At 66.9% G+C, this 16,516-nt stretch carries 15 protein-coding genes and 1 pseudogene; 9 read left to right on the top strand and 7 right to left on the bottom strand.

Going from position 1 to position 16,516, the window contains the following annotated elements; translation table 11 throughout:
* The first annotated feature begins 524 nt into the window (after positions 1-524).
* From IM543_00160 to IM543_00145, 4 genes and pseudogenes are all read left to right on the top strand, one after another.
* Positions 525-1,688 (top strand): MFS transporter, encoded by a 1,164-nt coding sequence (locus tag IM543_00160; GenBank protein QOY94386.1) that lies wholly within the window; start codon positions 525-527, stop codon positions 1,686-1,688.
* A gap of 204 nt (positions 1,689-1,892) precedes the next feature.
* Positions 1,893-2,291 (top strand): DUF4254 domain-containing protein, encoded by a 399-nt coding sequence (locus IM543_00155; GenBank protein QOY94385.1) that lies wholly within the window; start codon positions 1,893-1,895, stop codon positions 2,289-2,291.
* On the top strand, positions 2,292-2,744 hold the full coding sequence (locus IM543_00150; GenBank protein ID QOY94384.1) for a hypothetical protein: 453 nt from the start codon (positions 2,292-2,294) through the stop codon (positions 2,742-2,744).
* A 79-nt stretch (positions 2,745-2,823) separates the two neighbouring features.
* Positions 2,824-3,937 (top strand): annotated as a pseudogene (locus IM543_00145) (glycosyltransferase family 9 protein).
* A 39-nt stretch (positions 3,938-3,976) separates the two neighbouring features.
* Here IM543_00145 and IM543_00140 read toward each other — a convergent pair.
* Positions 3,977-5,029: a glycosyltransferase family 9 protein gene (locus IM543_00140; protein ID QOY94383.1), complete on the bottom strand. Its 1,053-nt coding sequence runs from the start codon at positions 5,027-5,029 to the stop codon at positions 3,977-3,979.
* A gap of 282 nt (positions 5,030-5,311) precedes the next feature.
* Positions 5,312-7,006, bottom strand: a complete 1,695-nt coding sequence (locus IM543_00135) for a carbamoyltransferase (protein QOY94382.1) — start codon at positions 7,004-7,006, stop codon at positions 5,312-5,314.
* Between the two features lie 204 nt (positions 7,007-7,210).
* On the opposite strand from IM543_00135, the gene nudC reads away from it, so the two are divergent.
* Positions 7,211-8,032 carry an NAD(+) diphosphatase gene (gene nudC / locus IM543_00130; GenBank protein QOY94381.1) on the top strand — a complete coding sequence of 274 codons (822 nt, stop codon included), beginning with the start codon at positions 7,211-7,213 and terminating at the stop codon, positions 8,030-8,032.
* A gap of 2 nt (positions 8,033-8,034) precedes the next feature.
* On the opposite strand, the gene IM543_00125 is transcribed toward nudC, so the two are convergent.
* On the bottom strand, positions 8,035-8,901 hold the full coding sequence (locus IM543_00125; GenBank protein QOY94380.1) for a hypothetical protein: 867 nt from the start codon (positions 8,899-8,901) through the stop codon (positions 8,035-8,037).
* 146 nt (positions 8,902-9,047) lie between these two features.
* Here IM543_00125 and folE point away from each other — a divergent pair, with 146 nt between their 5' ends.
* The 3 genes from folE to IM543_00110 all read left to right on the top strand — a co-directional run bounded on the left by folE (position 9,048) and on the right by IM543_00110 (position 10,755).
* Positions 9,048-9,614: a GTP cyclohydrolase I FolE gene (folE, locus tag IM543_00120; GenBank protein ID QOY94379.1), complete on the top strand. Its 567-nt coding sequence runs from the start codon at positions 9,048-9,050 to the stop codon at positions 9,612-9,614.
* 86 nt (positions 9,615-9,700) lie between these two features.
* Positions 9,701-10,024, top strand: coding sequence for a transposase (locus IM543_00115; protein QOY94378.1), 324 nt, complete (start codon positions 9,701-9,703; stop codon positions 10,022-10,024).
* Positions 10,025-10,149: 125 nt separating this feature from the next.
* Complete coding sequence (locus tag IM543_00110) at positions 10,150-10,755, top strand: phosphatase PAP2 family protein (protein ID QOY94377.1); 606 nt, start codon at positions 10,150-10,152, stop codon at positions 10,753-10,755.
* Between the two features lie 181 nt (positions 10,756-10,936).
* Here the strand turns inward: IM543_00110 and IM543_00105 are convergent, their stop codons facing one another.
* Positions 10,937-11,359, bottom strand: a complete 423-nt coding sequence (locus tag IM543_00105; GenBank protein ID QOY94376.1) for a hypothetical protein — start codon at positions 11,357-11,359, stop codon at positions 10,937-10,939.
* A gap of 86 nt (positions 11,360-11,445) precedes the next feature.
* Positions 11,446-12,498 (bottom strand): lipid A deacylase LpxR family protein, encoded by a 1,053-nt coding sequence (locus tag IM543_00100; GenBank protein QOY94375.1) that lies wholly within the window; start codon positions 12,496-12,498, stop codon positions 11,446-11,448.
* A 130-nt stretch (positions 12,499-12,628) separates the two neighbouring features.
* Between IM543_00100 and IM543_00095 the strand changes: the two genes are divergently transcribed.
* The gene (locus tag IM543_00095; protein QOY94374.1) at positions 12,629-13,882 is read left to right on the top strand and encodes an RtcB family protein; all 1,254 of its coding nucleotides are present in this window, start codon (positions 12,629-12,631) and stop codon (positions 13,880-13,882) included.
* On the opposite strand, the gene IM543_00090 is transcribed toward IM543_00095, so the two are convergent.
* On the bottom strand, positions 13,872-14,531 hold the full coding sequence (locus IM543_00090; GenBank protein ID QOY94373.1) for an HAD hydrolase-like protein: 660 nt from the start codon (positions 14,529-14,531) through the stop codon (positions 13,872-13,874). The genes IM543_00095 and IM543_00090 overlap by 11 nt on opposite strands.
* A gap of 102 nt (positions 14,532-14,633) precedes the next feature.
* Complete coding sequence (leuA, locus tag IM543_00085) at positions 14,634-16,313, bottom strand: 2-isopropylmalate synthase (protein ID QOY94372.1); 1,680 nt, start codon at positions 16,311-16,313, stop codon at positions 14,634-14,636.
* Positions 16,314-16,516 lie beyond the last annotated feature (203 nt).

Below are 16,516 nucleotides of genomic sequence, written 5' to 3'. Positions count from 1 at the left end.
ACAACGCTTCCATTTATTTCTGCTTTTAAACCGGATTTAAATGCGAAAGCTGAGATTTCACAATTCAATGACTGAATAACTGAAATAGGCAAGCCTGATAAAGGGGTGGTTGAATCAGCCCGGCTTATGCTGAAGTTGCCATATTGATTATTCCATTTGAGCCAATGTAATTTAAACGATGGAGCGATATGTCATGGCTGGGTGTATTCAAATTTTTCTTGCTTCGGCACGATGCCCTGATGGCGAAGAATCCGTCAGCTCGGAAGCATTTGCTTACATTTAAAGGGCTCTTGGCCTATTTTCTGTTCGCTTTTGTACGGTTCTGTAGTGGTTCGATAAGGATGTTGGCAGCAATTTGTCGGCGCAAAACAACGGCATAAAATATTTTTCCGCGCGGCAAACAAAAAATTTTTCCGACGTTTAGAATTGCCTCCCATCAGCTTCCTGACGTAAATCATTTCACCGATCAGGATTGGCTGGCACTTCTCGAATTTTCCCGAAAAATTTAACAATCTTCCTTTCCGATGCACACTACCGCTTCCGCCTCGCGTTCCGGTTTCAGTTTCAGTTTCGCGCAAACCCAGCAATACGCCCTACCGGTGGCGTTTGCACTGTTCGGCCTGGTCATGGGCTCATGGGCCGGCCGCATCCCGGCCCTGGCCCAAGGCGTGAAGGTCTCGCATTCGGGCCTGTCGATGGTCCTCCTGTGCGGCGGCCTCGGCGCGCTGCTGTCCTTCCCGATCTCGTCCTTCCTGATGCGACGCTTCGGTGCACGCAAGTCGCTGCTCACGTCGGGCATGGCCCTGCTGGCCGTCCTGGTCTCGATCGGCATGGCGCCCGACGTCGCGCGCCTGATGATGGCGGTGCTGCTGCTGGGCGTGACCGCGAGCGTGTACGACGTGGCCATCAACTCGGCCGCTACCAAGCGTGAAGAGCAGACCGGCAAATCGGAAATGTCGAAGCTGCATGGGATCAGCTGTGCCGGCGGCCTGGTGGGCGCGACCCTGGGCAGCCTGATGGCCAGCATGAAGATCGCTCCGGTGAATCACTTCATGATGCTGGTCGGTCCGCTGGCGCTGGTGCTGTGGCTCGCCTTCAGCCTGATGGACGCCGATGGCGTTCCGGAACAGGTCGAGAAGAAGTCGTTCTCGCTGCCGCGTGGTCCGCTGGTGCTGCTGGGCCTGTTGGGTTTCCTGGGGGCGATGACGGAAGGCAGCATTGCCGACTGGAGCGGCGTGTTCCTGAAACAGCATTTCGGCGCGTCTGATGGCCTGGCGCCACTGGCCCTGTCGGCTTTCTCGGTCATGATGCTGATGTCGCGCCTGATGGGCGACAAGCTCAAGATGCGCTTCAGCGCCCAGCGCCTGGTCACCATCGGCTCGCTCGTGGGTGCCAGCGGCCTGATGTTCGCGGTGCTGGCGCCAAGCGCTTACGTCGCCCTGGTGGGTTTCGCGATCGCCGGCCTCGGCCTGGCGCTCCTGTTTCCGTTCGTGTTCAGCGCAGCAGGTACCCAAGGCCCGATGGCCCTGGCCGGCGTCGCCAGCATGGCGTATAGCGGCAGCCTGATCGGTCCGCCGGTGATCGGCGCGGTCGCCCACTTCGCCGGCATGCAGGCCGCGATCGCCTACCTCGGCGTCCTGGCGCTGGTAATCGCCTTCGTCGCCAGCCGTACCCGAATGCTGAAGTAAAGTTTTCGCCGGCCTGGGTTCCTGGCCGGCACCCGATCCTCGCACGGCGCAAGCCGGGCTTCCAACGCAGACCGCGCAGCGCGCCGTCTGCGTTTTTTTTCGCCTGGACTGCGGCGCTTTGCGCCGGCCCAAGCCGGACTGGTCACCGCCAGAACTTCGCCGGGCCTGCCGTCTCCAACGGGTATGACGACGAACGGGGATGCCATGTCCAGCACAGTCAACGCGGTCGCGGTGATGGGCTTCCACGATGGCGAGCTTGCCCAGCCCGACTGGCCGAGCCTGCATCGCCCGGCCGAGCTTCCCGGAGCGTGGCGCGCCATCGACGCCACCCATCGCTACAACTGCCTGTTGTGGCAAGAAGAAGACCGCGCGCGCCGGGTCGACGTTGCGGCCGCCGAGATCGCCACCAGCAAGCGCCTGATCGACCGCTACAACCAGCAGCGCCACGACCTTGCCGCCTGCCTCGACCAGCTGCTGCGCGAAGCGCGTGCGGGCCAGGCCTATTTCAAGGTTTACCGCCAGTTCAAGATGTACAACGACCCCGCCCTCAACCCCTACCTGTACGGGCCGGCGGCAGGTGGCGCGGCCCAGGCGGGAAGCTGAATGACGCTGCCGCGCATCGACGTGCTGGTTCCCAGCTGCTGCCGGCCGGCGGCGCTGGCGGTCGCGCTGACCGCGATCGGCGCCCAGGATTATCCCGCGCTGCGCATCGTCGTATCCGACCAGACCGAAGGCGCGGGCGCACTCGGCCAGCCCGAGGTGGTGGCCGTGCTGCGCTACCTGCGCGCCACCGGGCGCCAGGTCGACACCTGGCGGCACCTGCCACCCGGGCACTGCGGCGAAGACGTGCTTGCCCAGTTGCGCGTGATGGAGCGTTTCGGCGGCTGCGGCATGCTGCCTTCCGGCGCCTACCACATGGAGTTGCCGACCACGCTCAAGGCGCGCGAGGTCGATGCGCCCTGGGCGCTGCTGCCGCATGCCGGCAGCCCTGCGCAGCCGGCATCGCCGGGGCAGCCGGCACCTGTGCAAGCCGCCCCGACGCAGGCGCGGCCGTGAGCGAGGCACGGCCTCCACACCGGGTGCTGTTCCCACGGCGCGGTTTGCGGGCGCGTACCGCAGTGCCAGGGACAGGCCCATGAATGGCAGCCCGATGCGCCTGCACGGGGTCGCCAAGATCGCGGTACTGCGGCCAAACGCGGTGGGCGACTTCGTTTTCGCCCTGCCGGCACTGCAGGCGCTGAAGCACGCCTATCCCGATGCCGAGCTGGTTTTCCTGGGCAAGGCCTGGCATGCACAATTCCTGCACGGGCGGACGGGGCCGGTCGACCGGGTCGTCGTGTTGCCACCCATTCCGGGTGTCGGCGCGCCCGCCGGCGATACCGTGGAGGGCGCGGCTGTCGAGCGCTTCGTCGCACGCATGCGCGACGAAGGTTTCGATATCGTGGCGCAGATGTTCGGCGGTGGACGTTATTCGAACCCTTTCGCCATGCGGCTCGGCGCACGGCTCACCATCGGTGCGCGCGCGCAAGGCGCGGCAGCGCTCGACCGCTGGGTTGCGCATGTCGAGCCCGCCAACCGGCGGCTGGCCTTGCTGGAGATCGCGGCATTGGCCGGCGCCACGCTGCCCCCGCTGGCGCGCGAACTGGCGCTCATGCCCGCCGACCGCGCGGCTGCAGCGGCGCTTCTGGCGGCCGAGCGTGCCGCCATGCCCGGGTTCCACGCCACTGGAACGTGCCCAGCCCCTGGTGTTGCTGCAACCGGAATCGTCCGACCCGCGGCGATGCTGGCCGCCAGAGCGCTTTGCCGCCGTCGGCGATGCGCTGGCCTCGGCCGGCGCGCTCGTTACCGTCAATGGCACGGCGGACGAGGCGGGCCTGGTGCGCAGCATCGTGGGCGGCATGCGCCATCCGGCCCTCGACCTGTCCGGAAAGCTCGGGCTGGGCGGCCTGCTCGGTCTGCTCGAGCGTGCCGCGCTGGTGGTGTCCAACGATACCGGTCCGCTGCACCTGGCGCTGGCGATCGGCACACCGGCGGTCGGCATTTTCTGGTACACGAACCTGGTCGACGGCGCAGCTTTGCGGCCCAGCCTGTTGCAGGCGGCCGTGTCGGCGCAGGTCCGGTGCGCGCTATGCGGCGTCGACAATCGCGTGTCGCGTTGTACGCACCAGCAGAGCTTCGTGGATGACGTTCCGGTCGAGCAGGTGCTTGGTCTGGCGCTGGCGCAGCTGCAAAGGCGTGGGGATGGATGAAGCCGTGATCCTGCAAGCGTAGCGGCAGCGCCGCATCCGTTACCAGTAGGGCCACATCCCCGCCGCGCGCTGCCCGCTCGGCGCCGTCCCGGCCAGCAGGGCGCGCGCATGCTGGAGCACGACAGCGGCGCGCTCGGCGGCCGGATCCCAGATGCAGCGGTGGCGTAGCCGGTCGGCCGGCGCCCAGCGGGCGATATCGGCCTTGCTGAACACTACCACGCTGTTCAGCCCGAGCCCGGCGGCGATGTGCGAGACGCCGGTGTCGTTACAGATCAGCAGCCGTGACCGGCTCATCAGTGCGGCCATGGCGCCGATCGAAATCGGCGCCGCCGCTTCGACCGCCGGTGTGCGCATGTGTGCGGCGACCGCGCGTGCCAGCGGCGCTTCGTCGGCCGAGCCGGTCAGGACGGTATCGAATCCGAACTCGTGTTTGATCTGGTCCGCCACTTCCGCAAAGCGTTCGGGCGGCCAGCATTTGTCGCGCTTGCGGGCGCCCGCGTGGATGCAAATGTAGTTGCCTGGCTCCAGACCGGGCGCGACCTTGCTGGCTTCGAGCTCGTCGATGTCCTCGCGCCGCAGCGGGAACTCGAGCTGCGCGCCACCGATCGGCGCACCCAGCCGGTCCAGCAGGGTCAGTAGCCGTTCCGGCTCGGCGCCGCTGTCGGGATAGGGAAGGAGCAGGGTCCGGTGGCTCTGGCTGGCCTCACCGCGGGTGAAGCCGGCCATTGTCCTGGCGCCGAATCCGGCGACGACATGGTTCGTCACGTCGCCGCTGCCGTGCAACTGCAGCGCGAGGTCGAAGCCGCGGTCGCAGATGGCGGCATAGTAAGAGGTCAGTTCGTCTTGCCGGACTGCCTGTTCGGGCAGTAGCGGGTGCCCCGGGAAGGGAATGAACTCGTCCACGTAGGCGTCGAAACGCTGCGCGAACTGGCTTGCCCAGGGCAAGCCGGTCAGCACGATCCTGGCGCCGGACAAGGCCGCGCGCAGCGCCCGCAAGGCCGGCACGGCACAGAGCATGTCGCCCAGCTGGAGGGCACGGAACACGATGACCTGGTGAATATCGTGGCGCTGCAGGAAGGAACGGCGGCTCATGTGTTCTCCAGATAGTCCAGCCTTGCGCAAACAACATGGCGCCCGCCGGCGCCGATCCCCTACGATGCCGCGCCGGTACGGCGCCGGATCGAGCCCGGCACGAACGGTCGAGGAGCTTGCGCGCGATTCGCTCGACCCGGCGGTCGTGCGCATCGCCCAGCACCTGCGCCAGCCCGTCTTCGCAGCGGTCGATGGCAATGCGAAAGCGCGGCTCGTCGCCCGAGACGTGAATGGTCGGCGTGCCGCCGGCCGGTACGCTCGGGCGCCCCGGATATTCACGGGTCATACCGGCAGCTCCGGCTCGTTGCGCTTGGTGACCAGGAAGGGGGGCATGGCCAGTGCGTGCAGGGGCATTTGGCGGAATGCGGCCACGGCCTCGAAGGGCGTCTCGACGATGGGCTCGTCCTTGCCGTTGAACGAGGTGTTGAGCAGCACCGGTATGCCGGTGCGCACCTCGAAGCCGGCCAGCAGGGCACGCAGCAGCGGATCGTCTCCGGGCCCGACGGTTTGCAGGCGTGCGGTGCCGTCGACATGGGTGATGGCCTGCAGCATCGGTGCCACATCGGGGCGTACCGGCGCCGCGAACTGCATGAAGGGCGAGGTGCCGGCCACGTCGAAATACGCCGACGCACGTTCTTCAGGCACCACCGGTGCGAGCGGACGGAACCACTCACGCTGCTTGACGCGCGCATTGATCCAGTCGCGGATGCGGTCGCGGCGCGGATCGGCGAGGATGCTGCGGTGCCCCAGCGCGCGCGGGCCGAATTCGCTGCGCCCCTGGTAGAGGCCGATCACGCGCCCGGTGCACAGCAGGTCGAGCATGCGCGCGCACAGGGCGTCGCGACCGCGTGGCCGTTCGACGATCAGGTCGCCGGCGTCTTGCAGCGCTGCCTCGATATCGGACAGCTGGGGCGGCGGCCCGAGATAGTCGGCGCTCCAGCGGAAGTCGCAGGGCTGGTCCGCCAGTTCGGTGAGGCCGTAGATGGCGCAGCCGAGGGCGGTGCCGGCGTCGCTCGGGGCCGGCGGCAGGAACACGCGCCGGAACGGCGTTTCGCGCAGCAGGCGTTGGTTGGCGGAACAGTTCAGGGCGGTGCCGCCGGCGAAGCACAGGTGCTCGGCCCCGGTCTGGCGGAACAGCCAGTGCGCCAGTGCGATCAGTGCGTCCTCGAAGGCGCGCTGGCCGGCCGCCGCCAGGTTGGCGCAGTCGGTGAAGCGCGCTTCGGTGCTGCCGAAGCGGAAGCGGCTGCGTTCGCGCAGCAGCGAACGCCAGGCCGATGGAATGCCGACCGCCATGCCCTCGACGTCGAGCGGCGGCAGGCCGAGGGCGGCCGGGTCGCCGTAGGGCGCCAGGCCCATCACCTTGCCCTCGTTGCCCTCGCCCGGGAAGATCGCCTGCGTCAGCAGGAAGTAGAACATGCCGAGCCCGACGAGGCGGCCGTCGTCGTGGCGGCCGCCAACGGGGTCCCATACCTGCTTGCCGATGCAGCGGATGTCCTTGCGGCTCGCGCTGTAGAAGGACGCTACCTCGCGCCATTCGCGTGGCGTGCTGGCGGCCCCGCTCCAGGATTCGGTGAAGTCGGACACCGGGCTGCCCTGGCCGTCGATGACCATGACCGCCGCTTCGCCGAAGGGGGAAGGGTGGAACACGCTGTACAGGTGGGCCAGGTGGTGCGAAATGCGCGCGCGGCGGCTGCCGTGCGACAGGGTCAGCGTGGCGGCAAGTTCTTCTTCGTACGAGGACAGGCTGCGGATTTCGTCGTCGGACGAGAAGCATTCGACCACGATGTCGATCGGGCGCTCGAGCCCGGGCAGCTGCGGCAGGTAGTGCTCGCGCAGGTCGCCGGACTTGCCCCAGTGGTGCTTGCGGCGCGTGATGCGTTCTTTCTGGATAGCCCAGTCCAGGTGCGAGCCGTGCATCAGGCAGATGCTGGCGTCCTGGGTCCGGTTTATGCCAAGCACAACTGGGGTGTCGTCCATGTCTTCTCCTGGTATCCGTCTGAAGCAGCAAAAGGGCCCAACTTGGAGCCTGATGAGCAGCGATTAGTTCACGCCGTTGGCGAGAATCCGCACGCCGCGGGCGGAGTGCGGAAACGCGCGCGGGGCATCCTTAATGCGGGTGGAAGAATGGCGTCGGGAAAGGCGGTATGATCGGGGCATCGTCCCGCCTGCCCATACCTGAACATGCTCCAGACACCTTCCACCTTCACCCCGCTGTTCGCGCCCCGTCCCGATCCCGCACCCCGCAGCTTCCTGTTCCACGACGGCCGTCTGCTGGTGCGCGAGCACGACCTGGCGCTGCCCGATGCCGCCACGCTCGAGCGCCTGGCGGTCGACCGGGCCCGCCTGCAGCCGCTCGGCCTGCATGGCGAGCGCTATTGCGAGGCCGGCTGGTTCGACGCCGAACCCGTGCTGCCGCCGGGCTATGCCCTGCGCGGCCTGCGTTCGCTGTTCGCGGAGATGGACGAGGAGCTGCTGGGCCTGGCGGCGCGCGCCGCCCAGGTCGCTGAATGGGCGCGCACCCACCGCTTCTGCGGCGCCTGCGGCAGCGGCACCGTGCTGGCGGCCGGCGAGCGCTGCTACAAATGCGTGCAGTGCGGCCACATGGCCTACCCGCGTATCTCGCCGGCCATGATGGTGCTGATCAAGAAGGGCGACAGCGTACTGCTGGCGATGCACGTGGCCTCCGCCGTCAAGCGTTTCGTGCCGCTGGCCGGGTTCCTGGAGGCGGGCGAGTCGGTGGAAGAAGCGATCCACCGCGAGGTGTACGAAGAGGTGGGGCTGCGGGTGCGGAACCTGCGCTATTTCGCGAGCCAGTCCTGGCCTTTCCCGCATTCGCTGATGCTGGCCTTCACGGCCGACTACCTGGATGGCGAGATCCGGGTGGACGCGTCGGAGATTGCCGAAGCGCGCTGGTTCGGGCCGGATGACGAGTGGCCCGAACGGGTGCCGCACATGTCAGTGTCGAGCGTGCTGGTGGACGCCCACCGCCCGCCGCACCGTTAGGTTCAGGACTGCGCCGGCGCGCTCTCCGGCGTGTGGCGTACCGCGGCCTGGGGCTTGGCGCCGGTGCTGCGCAGCTGGACGGCGCGCTGCAGCAGGTCGAACCAGAACGGGGCGCCGAACAGGGTGGTGCCGGCGGTGATCAGCCAGCCGGCCGCCTGCAGCGCGAATGCGCTGTCCAGCTGCGGCGGAAAGCTGCTCCAGCCGATCGGCATTGCCCATAGCTGGCGCAGGGCCTCGGCGTCCAGCGCGGCCGGGGCCGCCTTGATCTGCGCCGCCAGGGCCGGGTTCTGCCACAGGGTCTGGAACAGATGGATGCTATCGATGTTGAGCAGGATGGTGAGCAGCAGGGCCAGCAGGAAGGAAATCAGGAGCTGGCGCCGCTTGTAGATGCCGGACAGGCGTTCCATCGCGCTATTGAACCAGCCGGCGATGCCGTCCTGGAAGCGCTGCAGGTCGCCGCTGGACTGGCGGTACAGGGCCAGCAGCACGCGCCTGAGCTGCTCGTCGGGCAGGGCTTCGATCGCCGCCTGCAGCGGAATGGCCGGGTTGCTGCGCAGCGAATCGAGCAGGGCGATCGCGAAGTGTGCGGGTTCGATGTAGGATGGTCGGGCCACGAGAGGCTTGCCGGACAGCGCGCGCCGTTCCTTGCTGCTGCCGTGCGGATTGACCAGCGGGTGATCGTACAGGCTCTGCGCCAGCGCCTCGCAGCGCGGATCGTCCAGCATGCGCTTGATGGCGTCGAGCAGCATGTTGGCGCGCAGGCTGAAGGCCGCCGCCAGCGCTTCCTGCAGGCTACTGACGACCAGCGCCAGGGTGCCATAACAAAACGTCAAACCGATGGCGACTTCGAGGACGGTGCTGCCGAACATGGCGATCTCCCAGGTCGAAAAACCACTGTCCACGCTACCCGCGCTGTTGCGTAGACACATTGTTTTTGCTCAACAAATTGGCAGCGCCCAGACCCCATCGCGCATTTTCTATATACTTGCGGCAATCGATTTTCGTAGGGTTCACCATGTCTGACAAAGAAGCTTTCACCGAACACGACTGGCGCCGTTTGCTGACCAGCCTGGGCGAGGATCCTGACCGCCCGGGCCTGCAGGAAACGCCGCAGCGCGTGGCGAAGGCCTGGAAACACTGGACTTCGGGCTATGACCAGGATCCGGTCGAAGTACTCAAGGCTTTCGAGGACGGCGCCGAGCAATACAACGAACTCATCGTGGTGCGCAACATTCCGGTTTACAGCCATTGCGAGCATCACCTGGCGCCCTTCTTCGGCAAGGCCACCGTCGGCTACCTGCCGAACGGGAAGATCGTCGGCCTGTCGAAACTGACCCGCCTGGTCGACATCTTTTCCAAGCGCCTGCAGGTGCAGGAGCGCATGACGATCCAGATCGCCAATGCGCTGATGCAAGTACTGGAACCGAAGGCGGTGGGTGTGGTCGTCAAGTGCCGCCATCTGTGCATGGAAAGCCGCGGCATCCGCGCCATCGGCGAGGAAACCATCACCTCCGCCATGCTGGGCGAACTGCAGCCGAACCTGGCGCTGCGCACCGAGTTCCTGGCGCTCGCCCGCGACTGAAAACCCGCTTCCGGGCGGCCTGTGGTTGAGGCCGTCTTGGAACCTGTTCCGGATCGCCGCCTCCAAGTTATTTTGGAGGGCGCGCCATGGATCGTCCGGCCTATCCCAGCGACATTTCTCGTGAGCAGTTCGAGCCCGTGCGTGGGCTGCTGGAAGCAGCGCGCCGCAAGACCCGCCCGCGCAAGCACGACCTGTACGACGTGTTCTGCGCCGTCCTGTACTTTCTCCACACCGGCGCCACCTGGCGCAGCATGCCGCCGGGCTTTCCGCCCTGGCGTACCGTGCACGAGTATTTCACCCAGTGGACGATGCTGCGCGACGGTGACCGCACCCTGCTCGAGAGCGCACTCGACAAAACAGGGCGCGAGGTGGAGCTGACCCAGTTGCGACGCCTGCTCCATCGTCGTTGAGCTGCGGCAGTCGCGCGCAGAATATTCACGCGTTTGTCACAATCTGTTGCATTTCTCTAAACGTGTGGCAGCCGAGCTCGGCTAAGCTAAAAAAATTGTCAGTTTTTTATCTTTGAGCCGGCACCATGTTCGAGCATGTCAACCTTATCCTGTTTTCCGCCCTCAACGCCCACGCCGGACTGACCGGCTGGCAATTGATGGGCGCCGTGTTCGCCGCACAGTGGCTGATTTTTCTTGTGCCGATGTCGCTCGTCATGCTGTGGCTCGGCGGCGGCGCGGCACGCGAGGTCGCGCTGCGCGCCTTCATTGCCGCGGTCTGTGCGCTCACCCTGAACGCCCTGATCGGCCATTTCTGGTACAGCCCGCGACCCTTCGTGCTCGACGTCGGCCAGACCTTCCTGCTGCATGATCCGGACAGTTCGTTCCCGAGCGACCACGCTACCAGCATCTTCTCGGTGTCCCTGGTGCTGGCCTTCAGCCGGGTGCAGGAAGCGCGCCGCATCGGATGGCTGCTCTTGCCGCTGGCGTTGGTGGTGGCCTGGTCGCGCGTCTACCTGGGCGTGCACTGGCCCAAGGACATGGCCGGCGCGCTCGCCATGTCGGCGGCGATGGCATTGCTGGCCCATACGCCGGCGCTGCGGACGGCCTGCGCCCAGTTGCTGCCGGCGACGGAAAAGGTATACCGCCGGGTGCTGGCGGTGCCGATCGGGCGCGGCTGGCTGCGCCCCTGATCGGCGTCCGGGCAGGTCAGCGCGGCCGGCAAGGCACCGGTCGCGGCCTGCGTCGGTGCGAGGGGATCCAACGCACGCAGGAAGCGTGGACGGGCTCCTGGCCGGTCGCGCTGTCCTGCGCTGTTCTACGCACGGTTCTACGCGCGGTTATACGCGCGGTTATACGGTGTCCCTGGCCGTTTTACTGCTGGTCGGACGCCGGCGCGAATACCAGCTTGTCGCGCTCGTCGAGGTGGAAGCTGCCCAGTGCCTCGCCGGTAACGGCGTCCGCTGCCGGCGCTTCCAGTTCGGTACACGAGCGGGCGTCGACCTGCCAGACATCCTCTCCCGCGCGCAGCGTGTACACGTCGGGACCGCTCGCGAACAATTCGATCTCCAGACCCGACAGGGACACTTCGCCCAGCGCCATCTGGCGCTGGCAGTCCGGCAGCCGGGCGGCGGTCAGCCGCAGCGTCGCATGCTTGCTCCAGAAATAATCCTGCACCACACGCAGCGTCAACGCATGATCGTTGCCCTCGATCTGGTAGCTGGCCGAGTCGTTGACGCAGCCCGTCAGCAGCAGGGAGGCGAGCAGTGGGGTGAGCAGGGAGATGGGCTTGCGCATGGCGGTTCCGTGGTCAATTGATGCATGAGTGCATCGTCTGATGGAGTATAGAAGGGCCATGGTGCCGACGCAACCGCGGCAGGGCATCAGAATTCCGTGCCCAGCGTCAGCGCGCCGATGGTGTGCCGGGGTACCGGAACCGGCGCCCGGAACTCGGCGCTGCGGCGGGTGGCGCGCAGCTGCACGAACCAGGGCCCGTGTTCGCGCCCGCGCGTACCGGGAAAGTCCAGCCTCAGTCCGGCGCTCAGCTCGCCCACCCAGCGCCGCGGCGTCACGCCCGGGTCGTCCCTCCATGGCCGGCCTTCGAGGAACAGGTTGTAGGCCATGCCGCGCGCTTCCGCGCCCAGTACCAGCGTGCACTGGACCCAATGCCACATGCAGGCGCTGTCCACGGGCCCCACGCGGTGGACGATGCCCGGCGGCGCCGGCGCCACCAGCGGCAGGTTCTTGCCGATCGTGACGCTCACGCCGGCGGCGGCATAGCTCATGATGCTGCCCACGGCAAGACGCCAGTGGCCGGCGGTGTGCAGCCGCACGTCGCCGGCCAGTTCGCCGGACAGGAACGGCCAGGCCGAGCGCCGTTCGGCCGACACCAGCACCGCCAGCGTATTGCCGACCTGCTTGTCCCAGCCCTGCGGCCGGGGGCGGTCGAAGACGCGGTGGAACAGTTTCTGCGCCGGTTCGGCCAGCGACAGCCGCCCGGTGACGCCGGCCTGGGCCGCCAGGGTCGTGAGCGACGCGCCATCCGGCGCCAGGAACAGCCACTGGCGCTCGGCGTAGAGCAGGCCGGCCCAGGGACGGTCGAAGGGCTGGGGCGCGGCCACGGTGATGTCGGCCGGGGTATACATCAGCTGGCCGACGCTGTGCTGGGTGAACAGGAAGCGGGCCTCGTCACAGCCGAACAGGCGGCAGGCAGCGCCGGTCCAGCGCCGGGCCAGCTCGCCGCGGGCATCTTCGGTGTCGCGCGAGACGAGCTGGATGCCGTTGGTGTAATGGCGGTCGGTCTTGAACGGGCTGTCGTTTTCCCAGGTCAGGAAGCGTGCCGACGATGCCGGCGTTTCCTGCGCCGGGCAGGAAGGTGCGAGCAGAAGTGCGAACAGAAGCACGAGGAGTGCGGGCAGGCTGCCGATGGCGCGCATGGTCGTCCTTTCTTGTTTGAAACATCCTCCAGTCTTGTGCCTGTGTTAAAGCACTCCTTGATCTGTGGCAGGGAGTGCGCGGATTCGACGCGCGCAGCAGCGTTTGTCGATTTGCGCGAAGATAGGTCGCATGAAACAGCACCTTACCCACACCCCATCGGGCATCGAGTTGCTCTCGCCGCAGGGTGGCAAGCCGGTCAAGATGTGGACGCAGGGCGTCCCGGTCGAGCCCGAGGCGAAGGAACAGTTGGAAAAGCTGGCGCAACTACCCTTCGTGTTCCACCACGTCGCCGTGATGCCGGACGTCCATGTCGGCAAGGGTTCGACCATCGGCAGCGTGATCCCGACCCTGGGCGCGGTGATTCCCGCGGCGGTCGGCGTGGACATCGGCTGCGGCATGATGGCCGCCAGGACCAGCCTGCGCGCGTGTGACCTGCCCGACAACCTGCACGGCCTGCGCAGCGCCATCGAACAGGCGGTGCCGCACGGGATGTCGCCCAGGACGCGCAAACATCCGGGCCGCGACACCGGCTCCTGGACCAACCCGCCGCCGCCGGTCGACGCCGGCTGGGCGAAACTCAAGGGCGAGTTCGACGCCATCTGCCGCAAGTACCCGAAGCTGCGCGGCACCAACAATTACAAGCACCTGGGCACGCTAGGCAGCGGCAACCATTTCGTCGAGGTCTGCCTGGACGAGGTGGGCTTCGTCTGGGTGATGCTGCACTCGGGTTCGCGCGGCGTCGGCAATGCCATCGGCACCCACTTCATCGAACTGGCGCGCCAGGACATGCGGCGCCACATGGTCAACCTGCCCGACCAGGACCTGGCCTACCTCGAGGAAGGCACCGAGCACTACGACGACTACGTGGAGGCGGTTGGCTGGGCGCAGAAATTCGCGCGCATCAACCGCGAAGTGATGATGCACAACGTGATCCGGGCGATGCGCGAGCTCATTCCCCAAGCTTTCGAAACCCACGTAGAGGCTGTCAATTGCCACCACAACTATGTGCAGAAAGAAAAGCACTTCGGCAAGGACGTCTTCGTCACGCGCAAGGGCGCGGTAGCGGCCCGTGAAGGCGAGCTCGGCATCATTCCAGGCTCGATGGGCGCGAAGAGTTTTATTGTGCGCGGCAAGGGCAACCCGGAAAGCTTCCACAGCTGCAGCCACGGCGCCGGGCGCGTCATGAGCCGTACCGAAGCCAAGCGCCGCTTCACCAGGGCCGATGCCGAGCGGGCGACCCGGGGCGTGGAATGCCGCAAGGACGAGGGCGTGATCGACGAGATCCCGATGGCCTACAAGGACATCGACGCCGTCATGCACGCGCAGCGCGACCTGGTCGAGGTCGTACATACCCTCAAGCAGGTGGTGTGCGTCAAAGGCTAGCCGCAGACCCGGCGCGCGGGTGCAGGATGTGCAACAGCTCGGCCGGCGAGCCGAACTCGAGATCGGGCAGCGGCGCCACCCGCCGCAAGGCCTCGATCGGGGCGTAGCCCCAGCTCACCGCGCCAAAGGCGACCCCGGCCCGGCGCGCGGCCTCGCCGTCCAGCGCCTGGTCGCCCACATACAAGGCATGCGCCGCCGGCACCGCCGCGCGCCTGACTACCTTGCGGATGCGCCCGGCCTTGCCGAACACCGACATGCCGCACTCGTAGTGGCCGAACAGGGCGCTCAGTTGCGGGCCCAGCACCAGCCGCACGTTCTGCTCCGAATTCGACGAGACGATCGCCAGCCGCACGCCGGCCCGGTCGAGCCCCTGCAGCGCCTCATGGACGCCGTCGAACAGCGGAATGCTCGCGGCGTTGTCGCGCATCAGGCCGATGAAGCTGCGCGAGGCCAGCGGCAGTTTCCAGGCCGGCATGCCGACCTGGCGCATGATCGTGCGGGCATCGTGGTGGCGCAGGTCGTGCGCCTGCGCCGCACTCACGCGCCGGAAACCGTGCCGGTCGGCGATCTGGTTGAACACGCTGATGAAGAAGGGAAAGGAATCGGCCAGCGTGCCGTCGAAGTCGAAAATGGCGAGACGGTAGGACATGGGCACGAACGCTTGCGATAACGATGCGGCCGATTATAGTCCTTGTCCTCTCAGGTGGTCCCGCCGTTGGCGCGCAGCACTTATCCGCTGATCCAGGCGGCCTCAGGCGGCGACGGCCGTGTCGGCGCTGCCCGCGACGGCGATATGCCGGTTCACCGCCGACAGCAGCGCGCGGAACGAAGCCGTCAGGATATTGCTGTCGATGCCGACGCCGAACAGGGTCTGGCCGCTGCCCACGCGCAGTTCGACATAGCAGGCCGCGCGCGCATCGGCGCCGCGGCCGATCGCATGCTCGTGGTAGTCCATCACGCGAATGTCCAGGCCGAGCGCGTTGACAAAAGCGTCGATCGGGCCGTTGCCGCTGCCGGCCAGCGCCTGCGGCAGGTGCTGGTGGCGCAGGTCCAGCGCGATCTGCACGCCGTGCGCGCTGTCTTCCAGCATGCGGTGCGCCACGTACTCCCAGGGCGTGTCCTGCTCCAGGTATTCGCGCGAGAACAGCGCGTGGATATCGGCGGCGGCGATCTCGCGGCCGCTTGCATCGGCCACGCGCTGCACCGCGCGCGAGAACTCGATCTGCAGGCGGCGCGGCAGCTCCAGGCCGTATTCCTGCGCCAGCAGATAGGCCATGCCGCCCTTGCCGGACTGGCTGTTGACGCGGATCACGGCGTCGTAGCTGCGTCCCAGGTCGGCCGGGTCGATCGGCAGGTAGGGCACTTCCCAGAGCGTGTCCGCCTGCTGCACCGCGAAGCCCTTCTTGATGGCGTCCTGGTGCGAGCCCGAGAACGCGGTAAAGACCAGGTCGCCCGCATACGGGTGGCGCGGGTGCACCGGCAGCTGGTTGCATTCTTCCACCAGCTGGCGCACCGCATCGATGTCCGAGAAATCCAGGCCCGGGTCGACGCCCTGGGTGTACAGGTTCATGGCCAGGGTCACCAGGTCGACGTTGCCGGTGCGTTCGCCATTACCGAACAGGCAGCCTTCGACGCGGTCGGCGCCGGCCATCACGGCCAGCTCGGCCGCCGCCACGGCGGTGCCGCGGTCATTGTGCGGGTGTACGCTGACGACCAGCGCCTCGCGCCGTTCCAGGTGGCGGCACATCCACTCGATCTGGTCGGCGTAGACGTTGGGCGTGCTCGCTTCCACGGTGGAGGGGAGGTTGACGATCATCTTGTTCTCGGGCGTGGGCTGCCACACGGCGCTCACGGCGTCCACGATCCGCTTCGAGAAATCGAGCTCGGTGGTGGAGAAGGATTCCGGCGAATATTCCAGGCCCCACTGGGTCTGCGGGTGCCGCGCCACCAGTTCCTTGATCAGCTGCGTACCCTTGACGGCGATCCGCACGATCTCGTCCTGCCCCATGCCGAACACCACGCGACGGAACACCGGCGCCACCGAGTTGTAGACGTGGACGATGGCGCGCCTGGCGCCGACCGCCGATTCCACCGTGCGGCGGATCAGTTCCTCGCGCGCCTGGGTCAGCACGATGATGGTCACGTCGTCCGGGATGCGGTTTTCTTCGACCAGCATGCGCACGAAGTCGAAATCGGTCTGCGAGGCGGACGGGAAGCCGACCTCGATTTCCTTGATGCCGATCTTTACCAGCATCTCGAAGAAACGCAGCTTCTTCTCCGGGCTCATCGGCTCGATCAGGGCCTGGTTGCCGTCACGCAGGTCGGTGCTCATCCAGATCGGCGGGTGCGTGATGCTGCGGCTCGGCCACTGGCGATCGCGCAGCTGGACGGCGGGGAAAGGACGGTATTTGGCGGCGGGGTTCTTCAGCATGGTGTTGCTCCTGGTTGCGTGACACGACGAGCCCGGTGGGGCGGTGCTGTGGCGGCAGGCTGCCGGACGGGCCACGAACGCTAGGCCCGGCAACCGGTCGGTAGTTTTAGCAGCAGGCGAAACCGGGCGCGCGCGCCGGCGGCCAGCAGGGCGCTGGTGGCGGAGAACGACGGAGTGGGTGAGGCAATTTTGGACATCGGTAC

It is taken from the genome of Massilia sp. UMI-21, from assembly GCA_015277795.1.
GTDB lineage: Bacteria > Pseudomonadota > Gammaproteobacteria > Burkholderiales > Burkholderiaceae_D > Telluria.
Note: the sequence above shows the minus strand (reverse complement) of the source record. Positions and strands in the feature narration are given on the sequence as shown.

What these genes read in the sequence shown, in the direction of transcription:
- IM543_00160 (QOY94386.1), top strand. Translation starts at nt 525, where the DNA reads ATGCACACTACCGCTTCCGCCTCGCGTTCCGGTTTCAGTTTCAGTTTC.
- IM543_00155 (QOY94385.1), top strand. Translation starts at nt 1,893, where the DNA reads ATGTCCAGCACAGTCAACGCGGTCGCGGTGATGGGCTTCCACGATGGC.
- IM543_00150 (QOY94384.1), top strand. Translation starts at nt 2,292, where the DNA reads ATGACGCTGCCGCGCATCGACGTGCTGGTTCCCAGCTGCTGCCGGCCG.
- IM543_00140 (QOY94383.1), bottom strand. Translation starts at nt 5,029, where the DNA reads ATGAGCCGCCGTTCCTTCCTGCAGCGCCACGATATTCACCAGGTCATC.
- IM543_00135 (QOY94382.1), bottom strand. Translation starts at nt 7,006, where the DNA reads ATGGACGACACCCCAGTTGTGCTTGGCATAAACCGGACCCAGGACGCC.
- nudC (QOY94381.1), top strand. Translation starts at nt 7,211, where the DNA reads ATGCTCCAGACACCTTCCACCTTCACCCCGCTGTTCGCGCCCCGTCCC.
- IM543_00125 (QOY94380.1), bottom strand. Translation starts at nt 8,901, where the DNA reads ATGTTCGGCAGCACCGTCCTCGAAGTCGCCATCGGTTTGACGTTTTGT.
- folE (QOY94379.1), top strand. Translation starts at nt 9,048, where the DNA reads ATGTCTGACAAAGAAGCTTTCACCGAACACGACTGGCGCCGTTTGCTG.
- IM543_00115 (QOY94378.1), top strand. Translation starts at nt 9,701, where the DNA reads ATGGATCGTCCGGCCTATCCCAGCGACATTTCTCGTGAGCAGTTCGAG.
- IM543_00110 (QOY94377.1), top strand. Translation starts at nt 10,150, where the DNA reads ATGTTCGAGCATGTCAACCTTATCCTGTTTTCCGCCCTCAACGCCCAC.
- IM543_00105 (QOY94376.1), bottom strand. Translation starts at nt 11,359, where the DNA reads ATGCGCAAGCCCATCTCCCTGCTCACCCCACTGCTCGCCTCCCTGCTG.
- IM543_00100 (QOY94375.1), bottom strand. Translation starts at nt 12,498, where the DNA reads ATGCGCGCCATCGGCAGCCTGCCCGCACTCCTCGTGCTTCTGTTCGCA.
- IM543_00095 (QOY94374.1), top strand. Translation starts at nt 12,629, where the DNA reads ATGAAACAGCACCTTACCCACACCCCATCGGGCATCGAGTTGCTCTCG.
- IM543_00090 (QOY94373.1), bottom strand. Translation starts at nt 14,531, where the DNA reads ATGTCCTACCGTCTCGCCATTTTCGACTTCGACGGCACGCTGGCCGAT.
- leuA (QOY94372.1), bottom strand. Translation starts at nt 16,313, where the DNA reads ATGCTGAAGAACCCCGCCGCCAAATACCGTCCTTTCCCCGCCGTCCAG.